This window comes from Suilimivivens aceti, assembly GCF_025567405.1.
Taxonomy (GTDB): Bacteria; Bacillota; Clostridia; order Lachnospirales; family Lachnospiraceae; genus Suilimivivens; species Suilimivivens aceti.
The window spans coordinates 1-20,337 of the sequence record NZ_JAOQKJ010000008.1 but is presented as its reverse complement, the minus strand read 5'-3'; the positions used below and the strand labels follow the sequence as shown (position 1 = coordinate 20,337).

26 protein-coding genes are annotated in these 20,337 nt (G+C 44.5%); 22 read left to right on the top strand and 4 right to left on the bottom strand.

Translation table 11 applies throughout. The features are described from left to right. Positions 1-7: 7 nt before the first annotated feature. From OCV77_RS10485 to OCV77_RS16825, 6 genes are all read left to right on the top strand, one after another. Positions 8-670, top strand: a complete 663-nt coding sequence (locus OCV77_RS10485; RefSeq protein WP_262575041.1) for a response regulator transcription factor — start codon at positions 8-10, stop codon at positions 668-670. After that, entirely contained in the window at positions 658-2,058 is a 1,401-nt protein-coding gene (locus OCV77_RS10480) for a sensor histidine kinase (RefSeq protein ID WP_262575040.1), read from the top strand. Before OCV77_RS10485 ends, OCV77_RS10480 begins: the two co-directional genes overlap by 13 nt. 207 nt (positions 2,059-2,265) lie before the next feature. Beyond that, the gene (locus OCV77_RS10475) at positions 2,266-2,526 is read left to right on the top strand and encodes an AAA family ATPase (protein WP_262575038.1); all 261 of its coding nucleotides are present in this window, start codon (positions 2,266-2,268) and stop codon (positions 2,524-2,526) included. A gap of 95 nt (positions 2,527-2,621) precedes the next feature. After that, positions 2,622-2,888 (top strand): type II toxin-antitoxin system Phd/YefM family antitoxin, encoded by a 267-nt coding sequence (locus OCV77_RS10470; protein WP_262575036.1) that lies wholly within the window; start codon positions 2,622-2,624, stop codon positions 2,886-2,888. Positions 2,889-2,892: 4 nt separating this feature from the next. Then, a complete protein-coding gene (locus tag OCV77_RS10465; protein WP_262575035.1) occupies positions 2,893-3,207 on the top strand; it encodes a type II toxin-antitoxin system RelE/ParE family toxin in 315 nt (104 codons plus the stop codon). A gap of 92 nt (positions 3,208-3,299) precedes the next feature. Next, entirely contained in the window at positions 3,300-3,569 is a 270-nt protein-coding gene (locus OCV77_RS16825) for a CFI-box-CTERM domain-containing protein (RefSeq protein ID WP_416910529.1), read from the top strand. Between the two features lie 157 nt (positions 3,570-3,726). On the opposite strand, the gene OCV77_RS10460 is transcribed toward OCV77_RS16825, so the two are convergent. Next, positions 3,727-5,082, bottom strand: a complete 1,356-nt coding sequence (locus OCV77_RS10460) for a sodium-dependent transporter (RefSeq protein ID WP_262575034.1) — start codon at positions 5,080-5,082, stop codon at positions 3,727-3,729. Between the two features lie 307 nt (positions 5,083-5,389). Continuing rightward, positions 5,390-5,590 carry a cold-shock protein gene (locus OCV77_RS10455; protein ID WP_118798626.1) on the bottom strand — a complete coding sequence of 67 codons (201 nt, stop codon included), beginning with the start codon at positions 5,588-5,590 and terminating at the stop codon, positions 5,390-5,392. A gap of 228 nt (positions 5,591-5,818) precedes the next feature. Between OCV77_RS10455 and OCV77_RS16820 the strand changes: the two genes are divergently transcribed. From OCV77_RS16820 to OCV77_RS10445, 3 genes are all read left to right on the top strand, one after another. Continuing rightward, positions 5,819-5,995: a hypothetical protein gene (locus OCV77_RS16820; protein WP_331488846.1), complete on the top strand. Its 177-nt coding sequence runs from the start codon at positions 5,819-5,821 to the stop codon at positions 5,993-5,995. 42 nt (positions 5,996-6,037) lie between these two features. Further along, entirely contained in the window at positions 6,038-6,358 is a 321-nt protein-coding gene (locus OCV77_RS10450) for a PTS sugar transporter subunit IIC (protein WP_416910500.1), read from the top strand. A gap of 94 nt (positions 6,359-6,452) precedes the next feature. Further along, a complete protein-coding gene (locus OCV77_RS10445) occupies positions 6,453-7,166 on the top strand; it encodes a M23 family metallopeptidase (RefSeq protein ID WP_262575032.1) in 714 nt (237 codons plus the stop codon). Between the two features lie 61 nt (positions 7,167-7,227). On the opposite strand, the gene OCV77_RS10440 is transcribed toward OCV77_RS10445, so the two are convergent. After that, positions 7,228-7,521 (bottom strand): YerC/YecD family TrpR-related protein, encoded by a 294-nt coding sequence (locus OCV77_RS10440; RefSeq protein ID WP_118798629.1) that lies wholly within the window; start codon positions 7,519-7,521, stop codon positions 7,228-7,230. A gap of 170 nt (positions 7,522-7,691) precedes the next feature. On the opposite strand from OCV77_RS10440, the gene OCV77_RS10435 reads away from it, so the two are divergent. The 13 genes from OCV77_RS10435 (at position 7,692) to OCV77_RS10375 (ending at position 19,770) form a co-directional block, all read left to right on the top strand. Then, positions 7,692-8,306, top strand: a complete 615-nt coding sequence (locus OCV77_RS10435; protein ID WP_262575031.1) for a DUF1836 domain-containing protein — start codon at positions 7,692-7,694, stop codon at positions 8,304-8,306. A 172-nt stretch (positions 8,307-8,478) separates the two neighbouring features. Beyond that, on the top strand, positions 8,479-9,006 hold the full coding sequence (locus OCV77_RS10430) for an RNA polymerase sigma factor (protein WP_262575030.1): 528 nt from the start codon (positions 8,479-8,481) through the stop codon (positions 9,004-9,006). After that, a complete protein-coding gene (locus OCV77_RS10425) occupies positions 9,003-9,404 on the top strand; it encodes a hypothetical protein (protein WP_262575028.1) in 402 nt (133 codons plus the stop codon). Before OCV77_RS10430 ends, OCV77_RS10425 begins: the two co-directional genes overlap by 4 nt. Positions 9,405-9,431: 27 nt before the next feature. Beyond that, positions 9,432-10,037, top strand: coding sequence for a hypothetical protein (locus OCV77_RS10420; RefSeq protein WP_262575027.1), 606 nt, complete (start codon positions 9,432-9,434; stop codon positions 10,035-10,037). Continuing rightward, positions 10,038-10,367, top strand: a complete 330-nt coding sequence (locus OCV77_RS10415; RefSeq protein ID WP_262575026.1) for a LiaI-LiaF-like domain-containing protein — start codon at positions 10,038-10,040, stop codon at positions 10,365-10,367. A 109-nt stretch (positions 10,368-10,476) separates the two neighbouring features. Continuing rightward, positions 10,477-11,505 (top strand): ABC transporter substrate-binding protein, encoded by a 1,029-nt coding sequence (locus OCV77_RS10410; RefSeq protein ID WP_262575025.1) that lies wholly within the window; start codon positions 10,477-10,479, stop codon positions 11,503-11,505. A 207-nt stretch (positions 11,506-11,712) separates the two neighbouring features. Beyond that, on the top strand, positions 11,713-13,068 hold the full coding sequence (locus OCV77_RS10405; RefSeq protein ID WP_262575023.1) for an SPFH domain-containing protein: 1,356 nt from the start codon (positions 11,713-11,715) through the stop codon (positions 13,066-13,068). A 24-nt stretch (positions 13,069-13,092) separates the two neighbouring features. Beyond that, on the top strand, positions 13,093-14,196 hold the full coding sequence (locus OCV77_RS10400) for a TFIIB-type zinc ribbon-containing protein (protein ID WP_262575022.1): 1,104 nt from the start codon (positions 13,093-13,095) through the stop codon (positions 14,194-14,196). A gap of 25 nt (positions 14,197-14,221) precedes the next feature. Continuing rightward, the gene (locus tag OCV77_RS10395; protein WP_262575021.1) at positions 14,222-14,986 is read left to right on the top strand and encodes a zinc ribbon domain-containing protein; all 765 of its coding nucleotides are present in this window, start codon (positions 14,222-14,224) and stop codon (positions 14,984-14,986) included. 15 nt (positions 14,987-15,001) lie between these two features. After that, a complete protein-coding gene (pcrA, locus tag OCV77_RS10390; protein ID WP_262575020.1) occupies positions 15,002-17,272 on the top strand; it encodes a DNA helicase PcrA in 2,271 nt (756 codons plus the stop codon). Between the two features lie 97 nt (positions 17,273-17,369). Beyond that, entirely contained in the window at positions 17,370-17,696 is a 327-nt protein-coding gene (locus tag OCV77_RS10385) for a DUF4366 domain-containing protein (protein ID WP_118798640.1), read from the top strand. Positions 17,697-17,851: 155 nt separating this feature from the next. Next, entirely contained in the window at positions 17,852-19,297 is a 1,446-nt protein-coding gene (rlmD, locus tag OCV77_RS10380; protein ID WP_262575018.1) for a 23S rRNA (uracil(1939)-C(5))-methyltransferase RlmD, read from the top strand. A 227-nt stretch (positions 19,298-19,524) separates the two neighbouring features. Beyond that, on the top strand, positions 19,525-19,770 hold the full coding sequence (locus OCV77_RS10375; RefSeq protein ID WP_262575017.1) for a DUF6061 family protein: 246 nt from the start codon (positions 19,525-19,527) through the stop codon (positions 19,768-19,770). 51 nt (positions 19,771-19,821) lie between these two features. Here OCV77_RS10375 and OCV77_RS10370 read toward each other — a convergent pair. After that, on the bottom strand, positions 19,822-20,337 hold a 516-nt coding region (locus OCV77_RS10370; protein WP_262575016.1), incomplete at its 5' end, for an ABC transporter permease.

Genomic DNA, 20,337 nt, shown 5'->3' with positions numbered 1-20,337 from the left:
AAAGAATATGGCAAACATACTTGCGGTTGACGACGAAAAAGCCATTTTAAACATGATTGAGAGTATTCTTGTTAAAGACTCTCACACCGTTACAAAAATTGATGAACCTACGAAAATTGAGATGGATAAGCTCTCACACTTCGACCTAATATTACTGGACGTGATGATGCCTGGAATTGACGGCTTTGAGCTTTGCTCGAAGATAAGAAATGTGGTTGATTGTCCGATTTTATTTATCACTGCAAAGACGGATGAGGGAAGTCTTGTAAATGGACTTGCCCTTGGTGCAGATGATTATATCTGTAAGCCCTTCGGAGTAATGGAGCTTCGTGCAAGGATTGGAGCACACCTTCGAAGAGAAAAACGTGAGCATGTGGCAAGACTTGCTCTTGGCAGAATATGCTTTATGCTTGAAGCACGAAAGATGATGATTGATGAAAAGGAAATAAGTCTTACAAAGGCAGAGTATGACATATGCGAGTTTTTGGCAAAGAACCGCGGACAGATTTTTTCAAAGGAACAGATATTGGAAAAGGTGTTAGGTTACGACAGTGAGAGTAGCGATAGCACAATCATTACACATATCAAAAATATTAGAACAAAGCTTTCAAGCTTCGAGTATATGCCAATTAAGACAGTTTGGGGGATTGGATATAAATGGGAAGAGTAAAGAGTAAGAATAAAAAAAACAAGAGAGGTACGCTGGGGCTTGGAAGTATGTTCGAGGCCTATATTTTTTTAATGGGATTTGCACTCGTTATATGGGTTATCATTTCTTATTTTGCTTTTAACGTGCTTATCAATATTGGTGCTATATACCCGGCTAACTACGCGGAATATAGAATAAATGAAGTCTTTGAACAGATTGAAACAGCAAACGAAGTGACAGAGGATATAATTCCTGATGTATGTCATTATGTTGTTTTTTCAGAGGATGGGGAAGTAATCTCTGGCAATCTTGGCGAAAAGGATGTGGAAACAGCACGGAAGGTATTAGCAAATAAGAATTATAGCGATGGCAAATATTATAAAGTTATTCCCCGGACGGATGAATATGTTGTCTTGCAGTATAGACTTAAGCCTCAGTATAAATCTTTGTGGATGAATGAACATATGCCAAACCCGGAAATACTTTTGATGTTGTTCGTTCTTTTCTGCTGTATCGGAATTATGCAGATTTTTGCAAAGAGATTCGGATATAGAATCAGAAAGAAGATGGCTCCCATGAGGGGGGCTTTAGTGCAGATTGGCGACAGAAATTTGGATTTTGAAATCAATTATTCAGGTGTTCGTGAGATTGATGAATGTTTGGTGGCGCTTGATGATATGCGATATGCGCTTAAGACTTCACTTCAGAAGCAGTGGGAGACCGAGCAGGAAAAGAACAGGCAGATGTCAGCGCTTGCCCATGACATCAAGACGCCTCTTACGGTGGTACGTGGCAATTCCGAGCTTTTATTAGAGACAGAGCTTACGGATGAACAGAAGAATTATGCGGACTATATTTCAGGAAGCGTACTTCAGATTCAGAATTATGTGCAGACTCTCATAGAAGTTACGAAGTCTCAGGAGGGGATTTCGCAGGCACCTGTTAACGTGAATGTCTATGATGTTCTGGCTGATATCAAAAAGCAGACCTTGGGACTATCGGAAGTTTATCAGCATCAGATTAACTGGAAGGAAGAATTGGAAAGTGAAAATAGCGACTCTGTTATAAGCGTCGTGTACGATCATGTTGTCAGGGCTGTCATGAATGTTGTGAGAAATGCTGCTGAGCACACGCCCAAGGGCAGTGTGATAAATATTACAGTTACTTACAGCGACGGAGAACTTGCCTTTACCGTTGAGGATTCCGGAAGTGGCTTTACGCCTGAAGGGCTTGCCCATGGCACAGAGCAATTTTTCATGGATGATTCTAGCAGAACCGGCGGCTCTCATTATGGCATAGGATTGTTCTTTGCGAAAAAAGTAGCTGAGGAGCACGGAGGAAAGATTGTTCTTGCTAATTCCAATGAGACTAGTGGAGCCAAGGTTGAGATAAGCTTTACTAGTCAATAGTGTTGATAGCATTACTTTTTCTTCTTGCCACGTCCATTTCCCTTAACTGGTTTGCAGAGGTCTGAGTAGCGTTGCAAAATGTCTGTAAAGGTCTTGAACTCGTATGGATCCATTTTGGTAAAATTGATTTTGAAAAGTTTGCTGTACATAACCATTTGAGCCTGAGTGGCATTGTCTGCAGTTTTTAATTCCTCAAATGAGTCAAGTATGTCAAATTGCAAAGTGATTGCTCTGACTAACCAGAAAGGCGGTGTCGGAAAAACAACCACAGCGGTCAATCTGGGTGTAAGTCTGGTGCAGCAGGGTAAAAAAGTCCTGCTGATTGATGCTGATGCACAGGCAAATCTTACGATGGCGGCGGTTACAATGGTATGGAGCTATATCGGGGAGCTTGTTTTTAATATGCTCGTTCTGGTGGGTGCAGTAAAAATGGCAGACCGTGTTGTAAGAGAAATGATGGGCTTGTAAATGTAAATTTTTCTATATTCGTTGACTCTGTTGCATGAAATGATTATAATATGGTTAGAATATTACTATCACAACTGTTTTAAGGAGGTGCAAATATGAATATTCGTCCATCAGCAGCAATCCGCCAGAACTACAACGAGATTGCAGATATGTGTCGTAAAACGGCAGAGCCGGTATTCCTTACAAAGAATGGTGAAGGAGATTTGGTTGTTATGGATATTGAAACTTATAACCGTCGGGAAAAAATGCTGAAGCTAAGAGAAGAACTGCTTGCTGTCGAAGAAGACAGAATAGCAGGAAGAAACGGCTGCACTCTTGATGAGCTCGATGCTTACCTTGACGACGTAATCGCAGAGGTATAAGCCTATGTCAGATAAAAAATATAAAGTCATTGTTTCCGACAGGGCAAAGCGTATGTTGGGAACACATATTTGTTTTATGGCACAGGTTAATAAAGATGCTTCCAAAGTGAAAAAGCAAGAGCTTATGGAAGCAATGCGTTCTTTAGAACATATGCCACAGCGTTTTCCGTTTTTTGAAGAAGCGTATATACCGACGAATAAATATCATAAGATGTTTGTTGCAAAGTGGTATCTCGTTCTTTACCAAATCCAAGATGATACGGTTTATGTGGATTATATCCTTGACTGCCGTAAAGATTACAGTTGGCTTATCCGTTAAAACAGAATATCAAATACACAAATCGTCACTTCACAGCAGGTGGCGTTTTTTTGTACTCAAAAAGGAGGTGCTATGATTGGAAGTAAAAATAAATAAGGAAATCCGTAATTATACGGAGAGTATGTTTTTTTGACTGTCCCCAGGTATGGATTTTGAGAAGATATAGAGATTATTCACTTGCAGAATCCTGGTATGGGCGGATATTCATTAAAACATATTATGTGCTCAGTCCTAAGCTGATAAAAAGATTTGGGGAAAGAAAGTGGTTTAAGGAGTCATGTAAAATAGTATTAGACAGGATGGTTAGTATATTGCAAGAGCAAGGATATGAAGATACAGCTTATAAAGACAGAGTTTGGTAAAAAACGTAATTTATAACAAATAGATGATAATGAAACTTGGTATGAGAGAAATGAAAGGAAGTCATAAAATAAAAACTGCCGGAGGTCAGAATCCGGCAGTTTTTTGCTGCCATGCATATGAAAAAAGGATCCGGTGGATTCTTTTTGAATACAAAATTTATAAAAGTCCCTGGATCAGGATGATCAGGATCAGTACAGGCAGAATAAACTGGAAGTAAGGCTTTAGAAAACGACTGATCTTAATGCCTTTTCCTGTATTAGCTTCTTCAAGATAATTGTCAAAGCCCCAGCCCCACCTCGTGACGCAGAAGAGCAGATAAACAAGAGAGCCGAGGGGAAGGAGCAGGTTGCTGACAAGGAAATCCTCGCTGTCAAGTACATCCCTTCCGCCGATCAGGTGGAGATCACTAAAGAGATTATATCCGAGTACACAGGGCAGGCTGGCGATGAGGATGATAATACAGTTGATCAGTGCGGCTTTCCTGCGGCTGATACCAAACATATCCATACAGAAGGACATAATATTTTCAAATACGGCGATCACGGTTGAGAAGCTGGCGAAGGTCATAAACAGGAAAAACAGGGATCCCCAGATACGACCGCCAGACATATTGACAAATACATTTGGTAATGTAATAAAGATAAGCTGCGGACCTGCATTGACCTCAACACCGTAGCTGAAGCAGGCGGGAAAAATGATAAGACCTGCCATAATGGCAACAAAGGTATCAAGGGCACAGATGCGGATTCCCTCACCTGCCAGGGTATTATCCTTACTCATATAGCTTCCAAAGATCTCCATGGCAGCAACCCCAAGGCTTAATGTGAAAAAGGCCTGGTTCATGGCAGCGGAAATAACATTGCCAAGACCGACATTCTGCACTGTGGAAAAGCGTGGGATCAGATAGAAGGAAAGACCCTCGGAGGCTCCTGAAAGCGTCAGGCTGTGGGCGGCCAGTATAATGATCAGGAAAAGCAGGGCGATCATCATGATCTTGCTGAGCTTTTCAAGCCCATCCTGCAGACCCTTACTGCAGATCAAAAAGCCGGCAACGACAGTAAGGATCATGAAAAAGCCCATCTGCAGAGGACTGGAAAGAAGCGAAGAGAAAACAGCACTGGTATCCGCTGTACTCATGCCGGACCGGAAGGTACCGGTTACAAACTTTACACAATAGGAGATCATCCATCCGGAAACAGTGGTATAGTACATCATCAGCAGATAACAGCCAAGAATGGCAAACCATCCGTGAATATGCCACCTACTGCCGGTTTTTTCAAGTGTCTGGTAAGCCTGTACAGCGCTCCTGCGGCTGGCACGTCCTACGGCCAGTTCCATGGTAAGGACAGGGAGACCCATAAGGATCAGGAAAACGAGGTACAGAAGTACAAAAAGGCCACCACCATTTTCTCCGGCAACATAGGGAAAACGCCAGACATTTCCAATACCGATGGCGCAGCCGGCACTGACCAGTAAGAAGCCAAGCCGGGATTTGAAAGATTCACGATTCATAACAGCTCTCCTTTGTTTCAGCAAATTAACCTTATTCTACAGGAAGAGGATAGAAACTGCAATGCGCCGCTTTGACGCAGTGAACCGGGAAATACAGTGCAGCAGATCACAGGAAAAGGGTTTTGGACAGAGGACGGAGAAGGGAAGATCAGGACACGGATGACAGGCGCAAAAAAATCCCCATCTGCAAAGATGGGGATTTTCCTTAATTCCTTAAAACAATAGCAAATCCTAAATAAAATATAACATTTATATTTAAGAACAGGCACATCGTGTTACTGAATTAATGCGTTATAAATCTCTCGGATTATAACTTGGTTACGTTTACGGCCTGAGGTCCTTTTTCACCATTTACTACATCAAACTCTACAGAAGCGCCTTCTTCAAGAGACTTGAAGCCTTCCATATTCAGTCCTGAGTAGTGTACGAATACGTCATTTCCAGATTCGTCAGAGATGAAACCGTATCCTTTCTGATTGTTGAACCACTTAACTGTACCTTTGTTCATCGTAGATACCTCCACATATAAATAAAAAATATAAATTTTTGCAGCCCTGTGCTGCAACAAATTCAGAATAGCACAACTACTTTAAAAAGTAAAGAAATTTGTAGGATTTGTGAAAGTTTTGTGAATTCTAAAAAAGATACTTTTGTAATTGAAATATCATGGCAGGTAAAATATGCTAAAAGGCGGAGTAAAAGGTATTTCAGAAAGGAATAGAATGCATATGAAACAATGGAAAAATATCTGAATGAAATTTTTATCGATGGACTCAGCGGTATGGCATCTGGGCTTTTTGCTACGCTGATCATTGGAACGATCATCCTTGGACTGAATGGAATCGCAGCCGGAGCAGCAACTGTTGGATGCTGTGCGAACATGATCGGCTTCGCTACGGCATCCTTCAGGTAAAATAAAGTAAATGGCCTGCTGGCCCAGGGACTTGGAACCAGTATGCTGCAGATCGGGAATATTGTGAAAAATCCCCTGATCTGGCTTCCTGCGATCATTGCAAGTGCAGTTTTAGGTCCGGTATCGACCATGGTACTGCATATGACTAATAATGCTACAGGCTCCGGTATGGGAACGGCCGGTCTTGTAGGACAGATCAATGCCTACCAGACCATGGTTTCCGAAGGCGTGCCTCCTGTGATCGTCCTGCTTGAAATCGCAGTCATGCACTTTTTACTGCCCGGTATCATGGCTTTTGGGATCAGTGAATTTATGAGAAAAAAAGGTCTGATTTGTGAAGGAAGTATGAAGCTTTCTGTGTAAAACTTGTGTAAATCCGCCATCTGTGCTAAAATAACGCTTATGTAACGTTTTTTTGTCATGCTATCATAACAGATCCGGAGGTGACACGGAAGTAATGGAACAGCAAAATAAAAAGAGAAAAAGTAAATTTGCCCTTCTTCTTGTAACAGAAAATGAAGAGGGTGTCATGAAACAGAGACATATCAGCTCAGGGATCGTAGAGGTGGCTGCCATTGTTCTTTTCTTGATGATCGTTGGTGTGATCTGCAGATTTATCTATGATTCGATCACATTGAAGGATGCAAGAAGCCAGTTGGTGGATCAGCTTGTGACGATCAATAATCTGACGGATGAAAATGAAGCCCTGAGTGTAGAGAACAGTACGCTTTCCAACAAGGTTACTGTCCTGAGTGAGACTGTCAGCAAGAAGGCAGCTACAGAAGATGCGATTTCACAGGAAACCGTAGAAAATGCACTGCCCAAGGGATTCCCCTTAAGTGGATCCGCTACCATGGAAGAGGCCACAGAGGGTGATCCGATGCTGGTCTTTACGGCTGCTGCAGGTGTCAATGTCCTGACAACAGGTACAGGTGTTGTCCTGAGTGTGGATGCGGATACAGAGTATGGAACCAAGATCGTGGTAGATCACGGAAATGGTTACTGCTCAGTGTATCGTAACAATGGCACAGCGCTTGTTAAGGCAGGAGAAGAACTGGGAAAGGGTTATATTCTCTTTACCATAGAGGAGGATAATCAGAAGCTGGGGTATCAGATCATGAAGGATGATGCTTATATCGATCCCATGACGATGATCGATATCAATGGTTAGACCGGCAGAGAACGGAAGTAAATACTGCTGAAATAAAGGTAATAAAAGGGACATTCCTTACTCAGGACTGTCCCTTTAATCTTTCAAAAACAAGCTCATAGCCATCATTTCCATAGTTGAGAGAACGGTTTACACGGCTGATCGTAGCTGTGGAGGCTCCTGTTTTTTCAGCAATTTCCAGATAGGTTTTTTTGTCGCGCAGCATGGAGGCAACTTCATAACGCTGGGATAGGGAGAGCAACTCATTGATGGTGCATAGATCCTCAAAGAAACTGTAACACTCTTCTTTGGACTGCAGGCTTAAGATCGCATCAAACAGCTCATCTACAGCTGGTGTCATTATTTTCTTATTCATAAAAGGGAATTCTCCTTTCTAATCTCCTGATCAGTAAGATTTTAACATATTAAAGTTTTAAAGTAAAGAAAATTGTAAAAATACAGGCTTCTACTTGCTATGTGGTTTTAAATACTATATAATATAGAGAATGGAAGCACTTATACAGAGGCTTGCGAGGTGACGATAAAATGACAATAGATAAAGATGATCTGCTAAACAGTATTATGGAAAGCCTTGACAGGATACAGCATATCAAGTCAGAGGACATACCGGGTATTGATCTGTACATGGATCAGGTTACTACCTTCATGGAAAGCCGTTTGAAAAATACATCAAGGAATCCGGAGAGTGACAAGGTTCTGACCAAGACCATGATTAATAATTATGCCAAGAATGATCTTCTGCCGCCGCCGGTAAAGAAGAAGTACAGTAAGGAACATGTACTGATGCTGATCTTTATTTACTATTTCAAGGGGATTCTTTCCATCAATGATATACAGACTCTTCTGGAGCCTGTATCCAGGAAGTATTTCCAGACTGATGGGAATATAGATATAAGCCGGATCTATGATGAGGTTTTTAGCCTTGAAAAATCTCAGGTAGAAGTACTGAAGGAGGATATCCTGCATAAATTTGAGACGGCACAGGGAATCTTTGGGGATGCACCGGAGGAGGACAGGGAATTTTTGAGAATGTTCTCTTTCGTGGGTCTGCTGGGGTTCGATGTTTATATTAAGAAGCTACTGATCGAGAAGATGGTGGATGAGCTCCGTAAAAGCGGGGAGCAGGAGAAGGGAAAATAGAACAGGACAGAGAGCAGAGAGAAAGGATCAGGCAAAGGCCTGGTCTTTTTTGATAAAAAATAGTTTTTTTAGAAATATAAAATTCCTGAAGAAAACGGAAGGGCTGCTGCGTTATACTGTATAGAAGGGCAGCGGAAGCTGTGCTGTTACTAAACAGAGGAGGAAACAGGCCATGCAGGGAAATGGATCCATATGTTCAAAAAGCCGGCTTTCAGAGCTGATCGATACCTATCAGAAGCTTGTTTTTTCCATTTGTTATAAAGTAACTGAAGATTACTTCGCAGCAGAGGATCTTTCGCAGGAAACCTTCCTTTCTGTTTATCAGAAGTATGATACCTTTGACGGCAATAATGAAAAGGCGTGGATCTGCAGGATAGCAGTCAACAAGAGCATTGATTATGTCAGAAGTTCAGCCAAAAGGAATATCCCGACGGAAGACAGCTTTTTTGAGGTGATGACGGAAGGGCGGGACGGACCGGAAGAGCAGTGCGTGGAAACGGAGATCAAAAGCGGCTTTGCACAGATCTGCGATTCTCTGAAGCCACCCTATGATGAGATTGCCAGAGCCTATTATCTGCAGGAAAAGACTGTTGCAGAGATTGCCAGAGACAGAAGCATGAACAGCAAGACCATACAGACCCAGATTTACCGGGCAAGGGATATGCTGAAGAAGAAGTACCGAAGGGAGGATCTGAAATGAAAAATTATCCAACAGATGAGGAATTAAATGCTTTCCTTGAGAAACTGGAGCAGCAGGAGTTGTATGCACCGGAGCATCTGAAGGAAGAGATCATGAAGAAGATCTTTCCGCCGGAACTGCCAAAGACAGAAGAAAAAAAGACGGTTCCCTTCGCCGTATATGTCCTGAAGGTGGCAGCAGGCATGGCGGCAGCGCTTACCCTTCTGATCGTCAATCCTTTCCGGGATGGCAGTGATATCAGCCGGGCTGGAGTGCTTCAGGAGGAGGACAGACCAAGGATCACAAGAGAAGACCTGAATGATCCCGAATATCGTGCAAAGAAGCCGGAAACGCTTTTTGACAGGCTGAATAACGGTGTGCGGGAAGCAAAAGAAAAGATATTAGCAAATGATCTGTAGAAGACAGGATAAAATGGAGGAAAAAGAATGAAAACAAAGAAAAAGAACAGATTTTTGACATTTTGTTTTTCACTGATGCCGGGAGCGGCAGAAATGTATATGGGGTTTATGAGGACAGGAACAGAGCTGATGCTGTTTTTCCTTGGAATGATCATGATCCCGTCATTCCTTGGACTGGATGGACTTTCCATTCTGGCGGTTGTGATATGGGCATACGGATTTTTCCATGCCAATCATCTGGCATCCTTAAGTGACGAGGAATTTGCACAGGTGGAGGATAATGATATCCTTGGCATGGAGCTGTTCCAAAAAGGAAAAAAGAAGCTGCAGGGAAATTCCAGGGGAATTGCAGTACTGCTGATCGTGCTCGGTGTATGGCTTTTGTGGGGAACAGGTGTAGATATGCTCTGGGCTTACAGGGTACTACCGGAATATATCTATGAGCTGCTGTTTACGATCAGTGATTATGTGCCGAGGCTCGTAGCCTCTGTTCTGATCATTGTACTTGGTGTGCACATGATCCGTGGAAAGAAGAAAGAACTGTACAGGGAAGAACCCATAAAGGACAGAGAACAGGAAGCTGCTGATCAGAGTGCAGCATCGGAGAACCCTGACAGGGAGGGGGAAGCATAAATGGGCAGAAAGACGGTTTATATCCACCGGGTGGGAACCATTACGGCAGGCATCACACTGGTGCTGACGGGTGTCCTGTTTCTGGGAAGACTTTTCTTTCCGTTCTTTGACCCTTACGAGGTGATCCGTTTCTGGCCGGTGCTCCTGATTATGCTTGGCATAGAGGTGCTTCTTGCAAGCAGCGGGAAAACCTGCCGGGTGATGAATGAAGAGGGAGGAATGGAAGAGCAGCAGAAAATGGTATATGATTTTCCGGCAATTCTGCTGATGATAATGGTAGCATGCTTTTCCATGTGCATGGGAATCCTGGAGAGAGTACAGCTTTGGTAGGCTGTACTCTCTTCGGGATTTTTTCATGTTTCTTTCCTGAGGTCACATTTTCTGAGACACTCTCATAGGATAAAGCAGTGAAAATTTTATCCGGAAAAGGGAGAAAATCATGAAAAGAAAACTGATTCGAAAAGGTGTGTCCCTGCTTCTTTTGGCAGGCATGGTCTTGTCGGTGCTGATTGGCTGTGAAAAAGGAGAAAAGACAGATGCCGGGGCAGAGAAGAGGATAAGTGTGACATTGAATGAAGTAGCACACAGTATCTTTTATGCACCTATGTATGTGGCAATCGAAGAGGGATATTTTGAGGAACAGGGGATAGATCTGACACTGGTTACCGGCTTTGGTGCTGATAAGACCATGACAGCAGTGCTGACCAGGGAAGCAGACATTGGCTTTATGGGAAGTGAAGCAACAATTTATACTTATGCAGGAGGGACACAGGATTATGCGGTGAACTTTGCACAGCTTACCCAGCGTGCAGGAAATTTCCTCGTAGCAAGGGAGGAAATGCCAGACTTTGACTTTTCCATGCTGAAAGGGAAAACAGTGCTTGGCGGTCGTGCAGGCGGTATGCCAGAGATGGTATTTGAATATATTCTGAAAAAGAACGGCCTTGATCCGAAGGGAGATCTTACGATCGACCAGAGTATCGATTTTGGGTCTACAGCAGCTGCCTTTTCCGGAAGTGACACAGCGGATTTTACGGTAGAGTTTGAGCCGCATGCGACAGCACTTGAGACGAAGGGGGATGGTTATGTGGTGGCTTCCCTTGGTGAAGCATCCGGCTATGTGCCTTATACGGCATTCAGCGCAAGAAAAAGCTATATCGAAGAGAACCCGGATGTGATCCAGGCATTTACCTATGCTCTGCAAATGGGGATGGATTATGTGAACAGCCATACACCGGAGGAAATTGCAGTGGTGATCGCCCCTCAATTTGAGGAAACAGAGGTGGAAACGCTGGAAAGGATCGTGAAGCGTTATTACGATCAGGATACATGGAAAACAGATCTGGTCTTTGAGGAGGATGCCTTTATACTGCTGCAGAATATCCTGGAAGAAGCCGGGGAGCTGCCGGAAAGAGTGCCCTATGAGGCTCTGGTGACAACTGAATTTGCAGAAAAAGCATGCAGGTAAGGAAAAAGCAGGGAAGAAGGAAATAAAATGCTGTCAGGAATAGCAATGACGGGACGGAAAGTGTATAGACAGAAGCTTTCAAAATAGATATAATAATATAAGGCATATAGGGGGACATACCGGACATAAGATAAAACGGAATGTCGAATGCGTGGGGAAGTCAGTGAACCGCCGGCTTCCCCATAATACAAAACGGAGGACTGTAAAATGGGATTAATCAAAGCAATCAAAGGTGCAGCAGGAGGGGTTCTGGAGGATCAGTGGCGCGAGTATTTCTATTGTGATGCACTGGAGTCAGATGTACTGGTAACCAAGGGACACAGAAGAACCAAGGGGCGTGCTGCCAATAACAAGGGGGATGAAAATATCATTTCCAATGGTTCCGTGATCGCTGTCAATGAAGGACAGTGTATGATCATCGTGGATCAGGGTAAGGTCGTTGAGATCTGTGCGGAGGCAGGAGAATTTACTTATGATGCTTCCACAGAGCCCAGTATCTTCTATGGCAAGCTGGGAGATAATATTGTGAATTCCTTTAAGACCTTTGGAAAACGTATCACCTTTGCCGGAGATACAGCCAAGGATCAGAGGGTATATTTCTTTAATACCAAGGAAATTATGGGAAATAAATACGGTACGGCAAGTCCGGTACCGTTCCGTGTAGTAGATAATAACATCGGTCTTGATATTGATATTGCCATCCGCTGCAATGGTGAATATTCCTATCATATTACAGACCCCATTCTTTTCTATACCCATGTCTGCGGCAATGTGACAGAGGATTATGAGAGAAGAGAGATTGACAGCCAGTTAAAAACAGAGCTTATGACAGCATTGCAGCCTGCATTTGCAAAGATTTCCGCCATGGGTGTCCGTTACAGTGAAGTACCCGCACATACCATGGAGCTGGCAGATGCCCTGAATGATGTCCTTTCTGAGAAATGGGCACAGCTCAGAGGTATTGAGATCGTTTCCTTCGGTGTCAATTCCATGAAGGCATCTGAGGAAGATGAGAAGATGATCAAGGATCTGCAGAAGAGCGCAGTCCTTCGCAATCCCAATATGGCAGCAGCAACGCTTGTCGGTGCACAGGCAGAGGCTATGAAGGCAGCAGCGTCCAATACCTCCACAGGACCCATGATGGCATTTGCAGGCATGAATATGGCAACTCAGGCAGGGGGCATGAATGCACAGCAGCTGTTCCAGATGGGAGCAGCACAGCAGGCAGCACCCACGCAGCAGGCAGCTCCGGCTCAGGCAGCACCTGCACAGACAGCTGCAGCTTCACAGACGGGTGATAGCTGGACCTGCAGCTGTGGGGCAGTCAATACTGGCAGGTTCTGTGTAGAATGCGGAGCCAAAAAACCGGAAGAGAATGGCTGGACCTGTAGCTGTGGTACTATAAATAAAGGCAAGTTCTGCAGCAACTGCGGCGCGAAGAAGCCTGCAGGCGTACCGCTTTACAAGTGTGACAAATGCGGCTGGGAGCCGGAAGATCCCAAGAATCCTCCGAAATTCTGTCCGGAGTGCGGCGATCCTTTTGACGATAACGATATCCATTAAGCCATCAGAGAAAAGGGGAGAATGATGAGTGGATTTGAAGAAAACCTGGAAGCAAGGGAAACCAAAACACTAGAAGAAACAGATAAAAAATGTCCAAGCTGTGGCGGTGTCATGGAATTTGACCCGACCACAGGGGGACTTGCCTGTCCGTATTGCGGACATACAGAAGAGATCAGGAAGGAAAAAACACAGCCTGCAAAGGCACAGGAGCTTGATCTTGACAAGGCAGAGCAGACGGAAAACTGTAACTGGGGTACAGAGAAGAAGACGGTGATCTGTAAGGCCTGCGGCGCAGAAACGGTTTATGATGCACTGGAGATCTCCGGCGTATGTCCGTTCTGCGGTTCCAATCAGGTTATGGAGGCTTCTGATCAGAAGACCATGGCACCGGGAGGTGTCGTGCCGTTCCAGGTAACAGACGAAAAAGCGGCTGGTTTATTTAAAAACTGGATCAAAAAGAAATGGTTCTGTCCGAAGCTTGCAAAAGAGAGTGCAAAGGCAAAGCGTTTTAAAGGAGTTTATCTTCCCTACTGGACCTTTGATGCTAAGACGGAAACGGAATACCGTGGAGAATATGGTAAGGATCGTACCGTGCGCAATGGGGATAAGGAAGAAACGGTCACAGACTGGTATCCGACAAAGGGCGTATACAGGGAAACGATCGATGATGAGCTTGTCTGTGCAACGACCAATCATAATCAGTCCATGCTTCAGGGACTGGAGCCTTACAAGACAGAAGAGAATAAGAGCTATAAGCCTGAGTATGTAGCAGGCTTTGCAGCAGAACGGTACGCTGTTGGTTTAAAGGAAGCCTTCCAGATGGCAAAGGAAAGCATTAAGTTTAAACTGAGAGAAGCCATTGAAAGTAAGATCCGGACAGAGAAGAACGCAGATCATGTGAAAAATCTGAAATTATCTACCAGATATTATGATGTGACCTACAAGTATCTGCTCCTGCCGGTATGGATCTCCAGCTACAAGTACAAGGATAAGGTATACCAGTTTATGGTCAACGGACAGACTGGCAAGGTATCCGGCAAGACTCCGATTTCTATACCAAAGGTGATTATCACTGTGGCAGGTATTATTGCTATCTGCGTACTTATCTGGCTGCTTGCTAATTCATAAAAGATATGGGAAGGAAAAGACAGCTATGAATATGACGCTGATAATGACAGCAGTGGTTCTGATATTGCTGCTCTGTGTGATCGGTGCAGCAGCATATGGGATCAGCCGTCTGAAAAGAGGGATCCGGGACTTTTCCAGACAGGTATTTGGAACAGATTCCCTGAAGGAAGGATTTGACAGAGTCGAGGAGGAGTATCAGGAAACCCCGAAATCGGTGTCGGCAATGACAGGTCTTTATCTTCCGAAAATTAAGAAAGATTTTCCACAGTTTCAATATGATGATATGAGGGTCAGGGCTGAAAATGTCCTGACCTCTTATCTGATGGCGGTTTCTGCAGCAGATCAGGGACTTTTGAAGGAAGGAAGCCAGGAACTGAGGGATCAGCTTGAAATGAAGATCGTCCAGCAGAAGAATAGCGGGGAAAGAGAACATTTTGAGAAGGTCAGGATCCATCGTACAGAGATCACAGATTACAAGAAAAGAGAAGGAAGATGTACTGTCATGTTTCAGACGTCCCTGCAATACCGGTATTATGTGACTGCAGAAACCGGTGAGCTTGTAAGGGGCAGCCGGGACAGGGAAAAGCAGACAAGGTACAACACAGAGCTTGTGTATATACAGGACAGGGAGAAGGTGCAGGATGAAAGGGATCTGTCTCTTGGCATCAACTGCCCGAACTGTGGAGCGCCCATATCAGGGCTTGGAGAAAAGGTGTGCGCTTATTGCGGGACACCGGTTGTGGAATTGAATTTATATGCGTGGACATTCCATCGGGTTACAGAAGTTTAAGCAGGAGTTTTTGGAATGAGTATTTATGATACATTAAATGAACAGCAGAAGCAGGGGGTATTTACGACAGAGGGACCAGTTCTTCTGCTGGCAGGTGCCGGGAGCGGAAAGACCCGTGTGCTGACACACAGGATCGCTTATTTAATAGAAGAAATGGGTATTAATCCCTATCAGATCATGGCGATCACCTTTACCAATAAGGCTGCCGGAGAGATGAAGGAAAGAGTGGAGAGCCTGGTTGGCTTTGCAGACAGTGCATGGATCACCACCTTTCACTCTACCTGTGTCAGGATCCTCAGGAGGTATATTGACAGGATCGGCTATGATACAAATTTCGTCATTTACGATGCAGATGACCAGAAATCGGTGATCAAGGATATATGTAAACGGCTGAATGTGGATACTAAGGTATTAAAGGAGAGAACGGTGTTATCAGCGATCTCCTCTGCAAAGGATGAACTGATCTCCCCGAATGAATACAGCTTGAGTGCGGCAGGAGATTATCATAAGCAGAAGATTGCCGCCTTGTACAAGGAGTACCAGCAGACACTGAAAAAGAACAATGCAGTGGATTTTGATGATCTGATCATGAAGACGGTAGAGCTTTTTAAGGACTGTCCGGATGTGCTGCAGAGCTATCAGAACCGGTTCCGGTATATTATGGTGGATGAGTATCAGGATACTAACAGTGCTCAGTTTGAGCTGATCCGGCTGCTTGCCGGAGACAGACATAATCTGTGTGTGGTTGGTGATGATGATCAGTCTATCTACAAATTCCGGGGAGCCAATATCCGCAATATACTGGATTTTGAAAAATACTATCCGGAAGCAGCAGTGATCCGGCTTGAGCAGAATTACCGCTCTACCCAGAATGTGCTTGATGCAGCAAATGCCGTGATCCGGAATAATATAGGCAGAAAGGAGAAATCCCTCTGGACAGATCAGGGAGCTGGAGAGAGGATCCATTTCCGGCAGTTTGACAATGCCTATGAAGAGGCTGAATTTGTTGCAGATGATGTGGCAAGGAAGAAGCGGAATGGCAGCTATCAGTATAAGGACTGCGCAGTGCTTTACCGTACCAATGCGCAGGCCCGTCTTCTGGAAGAGAGGTTTATCGTAGAGGGTATTCCCTATGATGTGGTAGGCGGTGTGAACTTCTATTCCAGAAAAGAGATCAAGGATCTTCTGGCATATCTGAAGACGATTGATAATGGACGGGATGATCTTTCTGTAAAGCGTATCATCAATATCCCGAAGAGAGGGATCGGTGCTGCGACGATTGCCGAAGTACAGGATTATGCAGATGAAAAGGGGATCAGCTTTTATGATGCACTGAAGCAGGCGGATGAGATCAGCACCATAGGAAGAAGCGGTGCAAAGCTTAAGCCCTTCGTGGATATGATAAAGGTGTTCCGCAGTAAGCTCCAGGTGTATACGCTGACGGATCTGATCAAGGATATTATTGAAACGACAGGATATGTCAGGGATCTGGAGGCAGACAGTGAGGAAGAGGCACAGACGAGAATTGAAAATATCGATGAGTTGGTCAGCAAGGTGGCATCCTATGAAGAAACCCATGATGAGCCTTCTCTGAGTGAGTTCCTGGAGGAAGTGGCGCTGGTGGCGGATATTGATGGTGTGGATGAGGATGATGACAGAGTCCTTCTGATGACACTTCACAGTGCCAAGGGGCTGGAATTCTCCCAGGTTTACCTGACAGGCATGGAGGATGGTCTTTTTCCGAGCTATATGAGCATCGTAGCAGATGGAGATGCTGAGATTGAAGAGGAAAGGCGGCTTGCCTATGTGGGAATAACAAGGGCAAAGAAGGAGCTGACAATCTGCTGTGCTAAAATGAGAATGATACGGGGCGAGACGCAGTATAACGCAGTGAGCCGCTTTGTGAAGGAGATTCCGCCGGAGCTTCTGGATAACCGGATGCCAAAGCCGGCCTACCGGGATGATGATCTGCTGCAGCCTTCGAGGACAAAGCCTGCAGCGGTGCTGACTAAAAAGAGAACCGCTGCAGAAAATAAACCTTATATCGCAAGTGCCGGAACCAAAATGGGAATAAGCTCTTTTGGATCACTTGGAATCACCAAGGGAGGAAATGCTGCAGGAAAACCGGATTATGATGCAGGGGACAGGGTTTCCCATATCAAATACGGAGAAGGAACTGTGCTTGCTATGGAGCCGGGACCGAGAGATTACAAGGTAACAGTAGATTTTGATGAAGCCGGACAGAAGATTATGTATGCAGGATTTGCAAAACTCAAAAAATTATAAATTCAGGTAGTAAAAATGTTCACAAAATGCTATACTAATGGCATGAATTGGAATGGGATATGATTTTTTGCCCGTATAGGAAAGAGAGGTATCTTTTATGAACAGAGTGGAAGAAATGATGGATCTTATGAAAGCTCACGATCTCAGGGAGCTGAAAGAATTTTTTAATAAGAAGGAAGAGGAGCAGAAGAAAAATAATACACTGGTATGGGTATTTGCCATTATCGGTATTGTTGCTGCTGTAGCAGGAATTGCATTCCTTGTATACCGTTACTTCACACCGGATTATCTGGAAGATTATGATGATGATTTCGATGATGATTTTGAAGATGATTTCTTTGAAGAGGATGATGGGGATGCAGAGAAGAAGCCTGCTAAACAGGTATCTGAAAATGCAGCATCTGAGGAAGATTTCGCTGAATAATCCGGGAAGTCTGCAAAAAAAGGATTGTTTTGCAGAGAATACCTTCCAGGTATATTCAGGTGAGGTGCTTTCTCTGGCAGAAGGATATGCATAAATGAGATCATGAATAGGATGTGCAGCTTTTGCATGTCCTATTTTGCTGTGGAGGAATAGATTTGAAAAAAGGACAGATCATAGAAGGAACAGTAGAAAGAATTGATTTTCCCAATAAGGGTATCGTGGTGACTGAAGAGGGAAGCTGCACGGTAAAGAATGCCCTGCCGGGACAGAAGATAAAGGCAGTGATCCAGAAAAACAGAAAGGGAAAGGCTGAGGGCAGACTGCTTTCTGTAGAAGAAAATTCACCTCTTGAAACGAGCCGGATATGTCCTCACTTTGGAACCTGTGGTGGCTGTACGTATATGTCACTGCCCTATGAAGAAGAGGTGAAGATCAAGGAAGGACAGATCCGAAAGCTTCTTACAGGTGCTCTTGCCAGACAGGAGAGACCATGGATCTTTGAAGGGATCAAGAAGAGTCCGGAATGCTATGGCTACCGGAATAAGATGGAATTTTCCTTCGGAGATGAAGTAAAAGACGGTCCCCTGGCACTTGGCATGCATAAGAGAGGCAGCTTTTATGATATTGTGACTGTAGATCACTGTCAGATCGTAGATGAAGATTACAGGAAGATCCTTTCCTTTACGAGAGATTATTTTGCAGAGCGGAATATCAGCTTTTTCCACAGATTAAGACATACCGGATATCTGCGTCATCTTCTTGTGAGAAAGGCAAAGCGTACCGGAGAGATCCTGGCTGCCCTTGTGACAACCTCCCAGGAGGAAGTGGATCTGACAGCATATAAGAAGGGACTGCTTGCACTTTCCCTGGATGGCAGTCTGGCAGGAATTCTCCATATCACAAATGATGCGGTGGCAGATGTGGTACAGAGTGACAGAACAGAGATCCTGTATGGACGGGATTTTTTTGAGGAGGAGCTTCTGGGACTCAGGTTCAAGATTTCTGTATTTTCCTTTTTTCAGACCAATTCCCTGAGTGCCGAGGTGCTGTACCAGACAGTAAGGGACTACGTGGGAGACCTGACAGACGGAGAGGGAAAAGCAGATAAGGTTGTATATGATCTTTACAGCGGTACGGGAACAATCGCCCAGCTCCTGTCTCCGGTAGCGAAGAAGGTGATCGGCGTGGAGATCGTGGAAGAGGCGGTAGAGGCAGCAAGGGAAAATGCGAAGAGAAACGGTCTGACCAACTGCGAATTTATTGCAGGCGATGTGCTGAAGGTACTGGATCAGATCAAAGAAAAGCCGGATATGATCGTGCTGGATCCCCCACGTGACGGTATTCACCCGAAGGCACTTACGAAGATCATCAGCTATGGGATTGACAGGATTGTTTATATTTCCTGCAAACCCACCAGCCTTGTGAGAGATCTGGAGGTTTTCCTTGAAGAAGGATATTACGTGGAAAAGGCAGTGGCTGTGGATCAGTTCCCATTTACCACAGGAATTGAGACTGTTGTCTTGCTTTCCAAGGGTGAGGTCGACTCGAAAAAGATTCGGGTTGAGTTCTCTTTGGAAGATAGGGATATGTCCGAATTTTAGGATGGGGCAACCTACACTCAAATCAAGGACTATGCGCTGGAGCATACCGGGTTAAAGGTGTCCAACCTCTATATCTCACAGGTTAAACTGAGGTAGGCAAAAACTATAATCTGCCGAAATCCGAGGATTCCAGACAGCCCCAGTGTCCGCCGGAAAAAGAGAAAGCAATCCGAGAAGCGTTCAAATATTTTGGGATGATCTAACATCCAGCAAAATGGAGGTTTCTTATGGATAGATTGGTTTCTTGTGAGTTTAACATGGATACCGCTTGTGTGGAATTGAAATTTTTTGATGGCAGCAAGATTGCCATTGATACGAATGCGGTGGAAAACGAGGTTGCCGACAATATGTATCAGCGGTCAGAGCTGGACTATCTAATCTACAATGACCCGATTGGATATGCAGACCTTGTTTTGAACGGAAACCCCGAAATTTATCTAAAAACTGTAACTGAATGTAAACCCTTAGATTAAAACTCAGCCCTCTGCCTTTTCCTTGGCAGAGGGCCGTTTTTTGCTTAACAGTTATTGAGTATCCCTTAATTGCTCTACAACACTGCATTTCGCTGCGTTGTCATACATCATGCAAGGAATCAGCCACCCCAGCAGAAGAAATACCGGAATTGTCAGCAGGACAGGCAGAATGGTGAATCGATACTCAAAGAACCAGAACATACTGCCCAGCATTTTCCCCGCAAGAGGTCCCACCGCCAGCGACAGAATAAAGGCCGCCGCTACAGAAGACATTGCGTAAAACAACCCCTCGTAGATCAGCATGGTTTTGAGCTGCCGGTTTGTCATTCCTACAGCCTGAAGCACAGCAAATTCACGGCGGCGGGAAAGAATACCGGTCATCATGGCGTTGAAGAAATTTAAGAGTCCCACCAGCCCAATGATAGCACAGAGGATACCACCTATCAGAAGGAACATCTGCCGGAACTGAGCAAATTCAGAGCGAGCCGTGGCCTTGCTTTCATACATCAAGGGCGAAAACTCACCGGCAGTGAGCTTCGATAGATATTGCTCTGCTTCGGCCTCGTC

Coding starts and splice junctions, on each gene's coding strand:
- OCV77_RS10415 (WP_262575026.1), top strand. CDS start 10,038: ATGGGCAGAAAGACGGTTTATATCCACCGGGTGGGAACCATTACGGCA.
- OCV77_RS10375 (WP_262575017.1), top strand. CDS start 19,525: ATGGATAGATTGGTTTCTTGTGAGTTTAACATGGATACCGCTTGTGTG.
- OCV77_RS10465 (WP_262575035.1), top strand. CDS start 2,893: ATGTCAGATAAAAAATATAAAGTCATTGTTTCCGACAGGGCAAAGCGT.
- OCV77_RS10430 (WP_262575030.1), top strand. CDS start 8,479: ATGCAGGGAAATGGATCCATATGTTCAAAAAGCCGGCTTTCAGAGCTG.
- OCV77_RS10425 (WP_262575028.1), top strand. CDS start 9,003: ATGAAAAATTATCCAACAGATGAGGAATTAAATGCTTTCCTTGAGAAA.
- OCV77_RS10440 (WP_118798629.1), bottom strand. CDS start 7,521: ATGAATAAGAAAATAATGACACCAGCTGTAGATGAGCTGTTTGATGCG.
- OCV77_RS10420 (WP_262575027.1), top strand. CDS start 9,432: ATGAAAACAAAGAAAAAGAACAGATTTTTGACATTTTGTTTTTCACTG.
- OCV77_RS10470 (WP_262575036.1), top strand. CDS start 2,622: ATGAATATTCGTCCATCAGCAGCAATCCGCCAGAACTACAACGAGATT.
- OCV77_RS10395 (WP_262575021.1), top strand. CDS start 14,222: ATGAATATGACGCTGATAATGACAGCAGTGGTTCTGATATTGCTGCTC.
- OCV77_RS10435 (WP_262575031.1), top strand. CDS start 7,692: ATGACAATAGATAAAGATGATCTGCTAAACAGTATTATGGAAAGCCTT.
- OCV77_RS10400 (WP_262575022.1), top strand. CDS start 13,093: ATGAGTGGATTTGAAGAAAACCTGGAAGCAAGGGAAACCAAAACACTA.
- pcrA (WP_262575020.1), top strand. CDS start 15,002: ATGAGTATTTATGATACATTAAATGAACAGCAGAAGCAGGGGGTATTT.
- OCV77_RS10485 (WP_262575041.1), top strand. CDS start 8: ATGGCAAACATACTTGCGGTTGACGACGAAAAAGCCATTTTAAACATG.
- OCV77_RS10405 (WP_262575023.1), top strand. CDS start 11,713: ATGGGATTAATCAAAGCAATCAAAGGTGCAGCAGGAGGGGTTCTGGAG.
- OCV77_RS10450 (WP_416910500.1), top strand. CDS start 6,038: ATGCTGCAGATCGGGAATATTGTGAAAAATCCCCTGATCTGGCTTCCT.
- OCV77_RS10410 (WP_262575025.1), top strand. CDS start 10,477: ATGAAAAGAAAACTGATTCGAAAAGGTGTGTCCCTGCTTCTTTTGGCA.
- OCV77_RS10385 (WP_118798640.1), top strand. CDS start 17,370: ATGAACAGAGTGGAAGAAATGATGGATCTTATGAAAGCTCACGATCTC.
- OCV77_RS10445 (WP_262575032.1), top strand. CDS start 6,453: ATGGAACAGCAAAATAAAAAGAGAAAAAGTAAATTTGCCCTTCTTCTT.
- OCV77_RS16820 (WP_331488846.1), top strand. CDS start 5,819: ATGGAAAAATATCTGAATGAAATTTTTATCGATGGACTCAGCGGTATG.
- OCV77_RS10475 (WP_262575038.1), top strand. CDS start 2,266: ATGTCAAATTGCAAAGTGATTGCTCTGACTAACCAGAAAGGCGGTGTC.
- OCV77_RS10460 (WP_262575034.1), bottom strand. CDS start 5,082: ATGAATCGTGAATCTTTCAAATCCCGGCTTGGCTTCTTACTGGTCAGT.
- OCV77_RS10455 (WP_118798626.1), bottom strand. CDS start 5,590: ATGAACAAAGGTACAGTTAAGTGGTTCAACAATCAGAAAGGATACGGT.
- OCV77_RS10480 (WP_262575040.1), top strand. CDS start 658: ATGGGAAGAGTAAAGAGTAAGAATAAAAAAAACAAGAGAGGTACGCTG.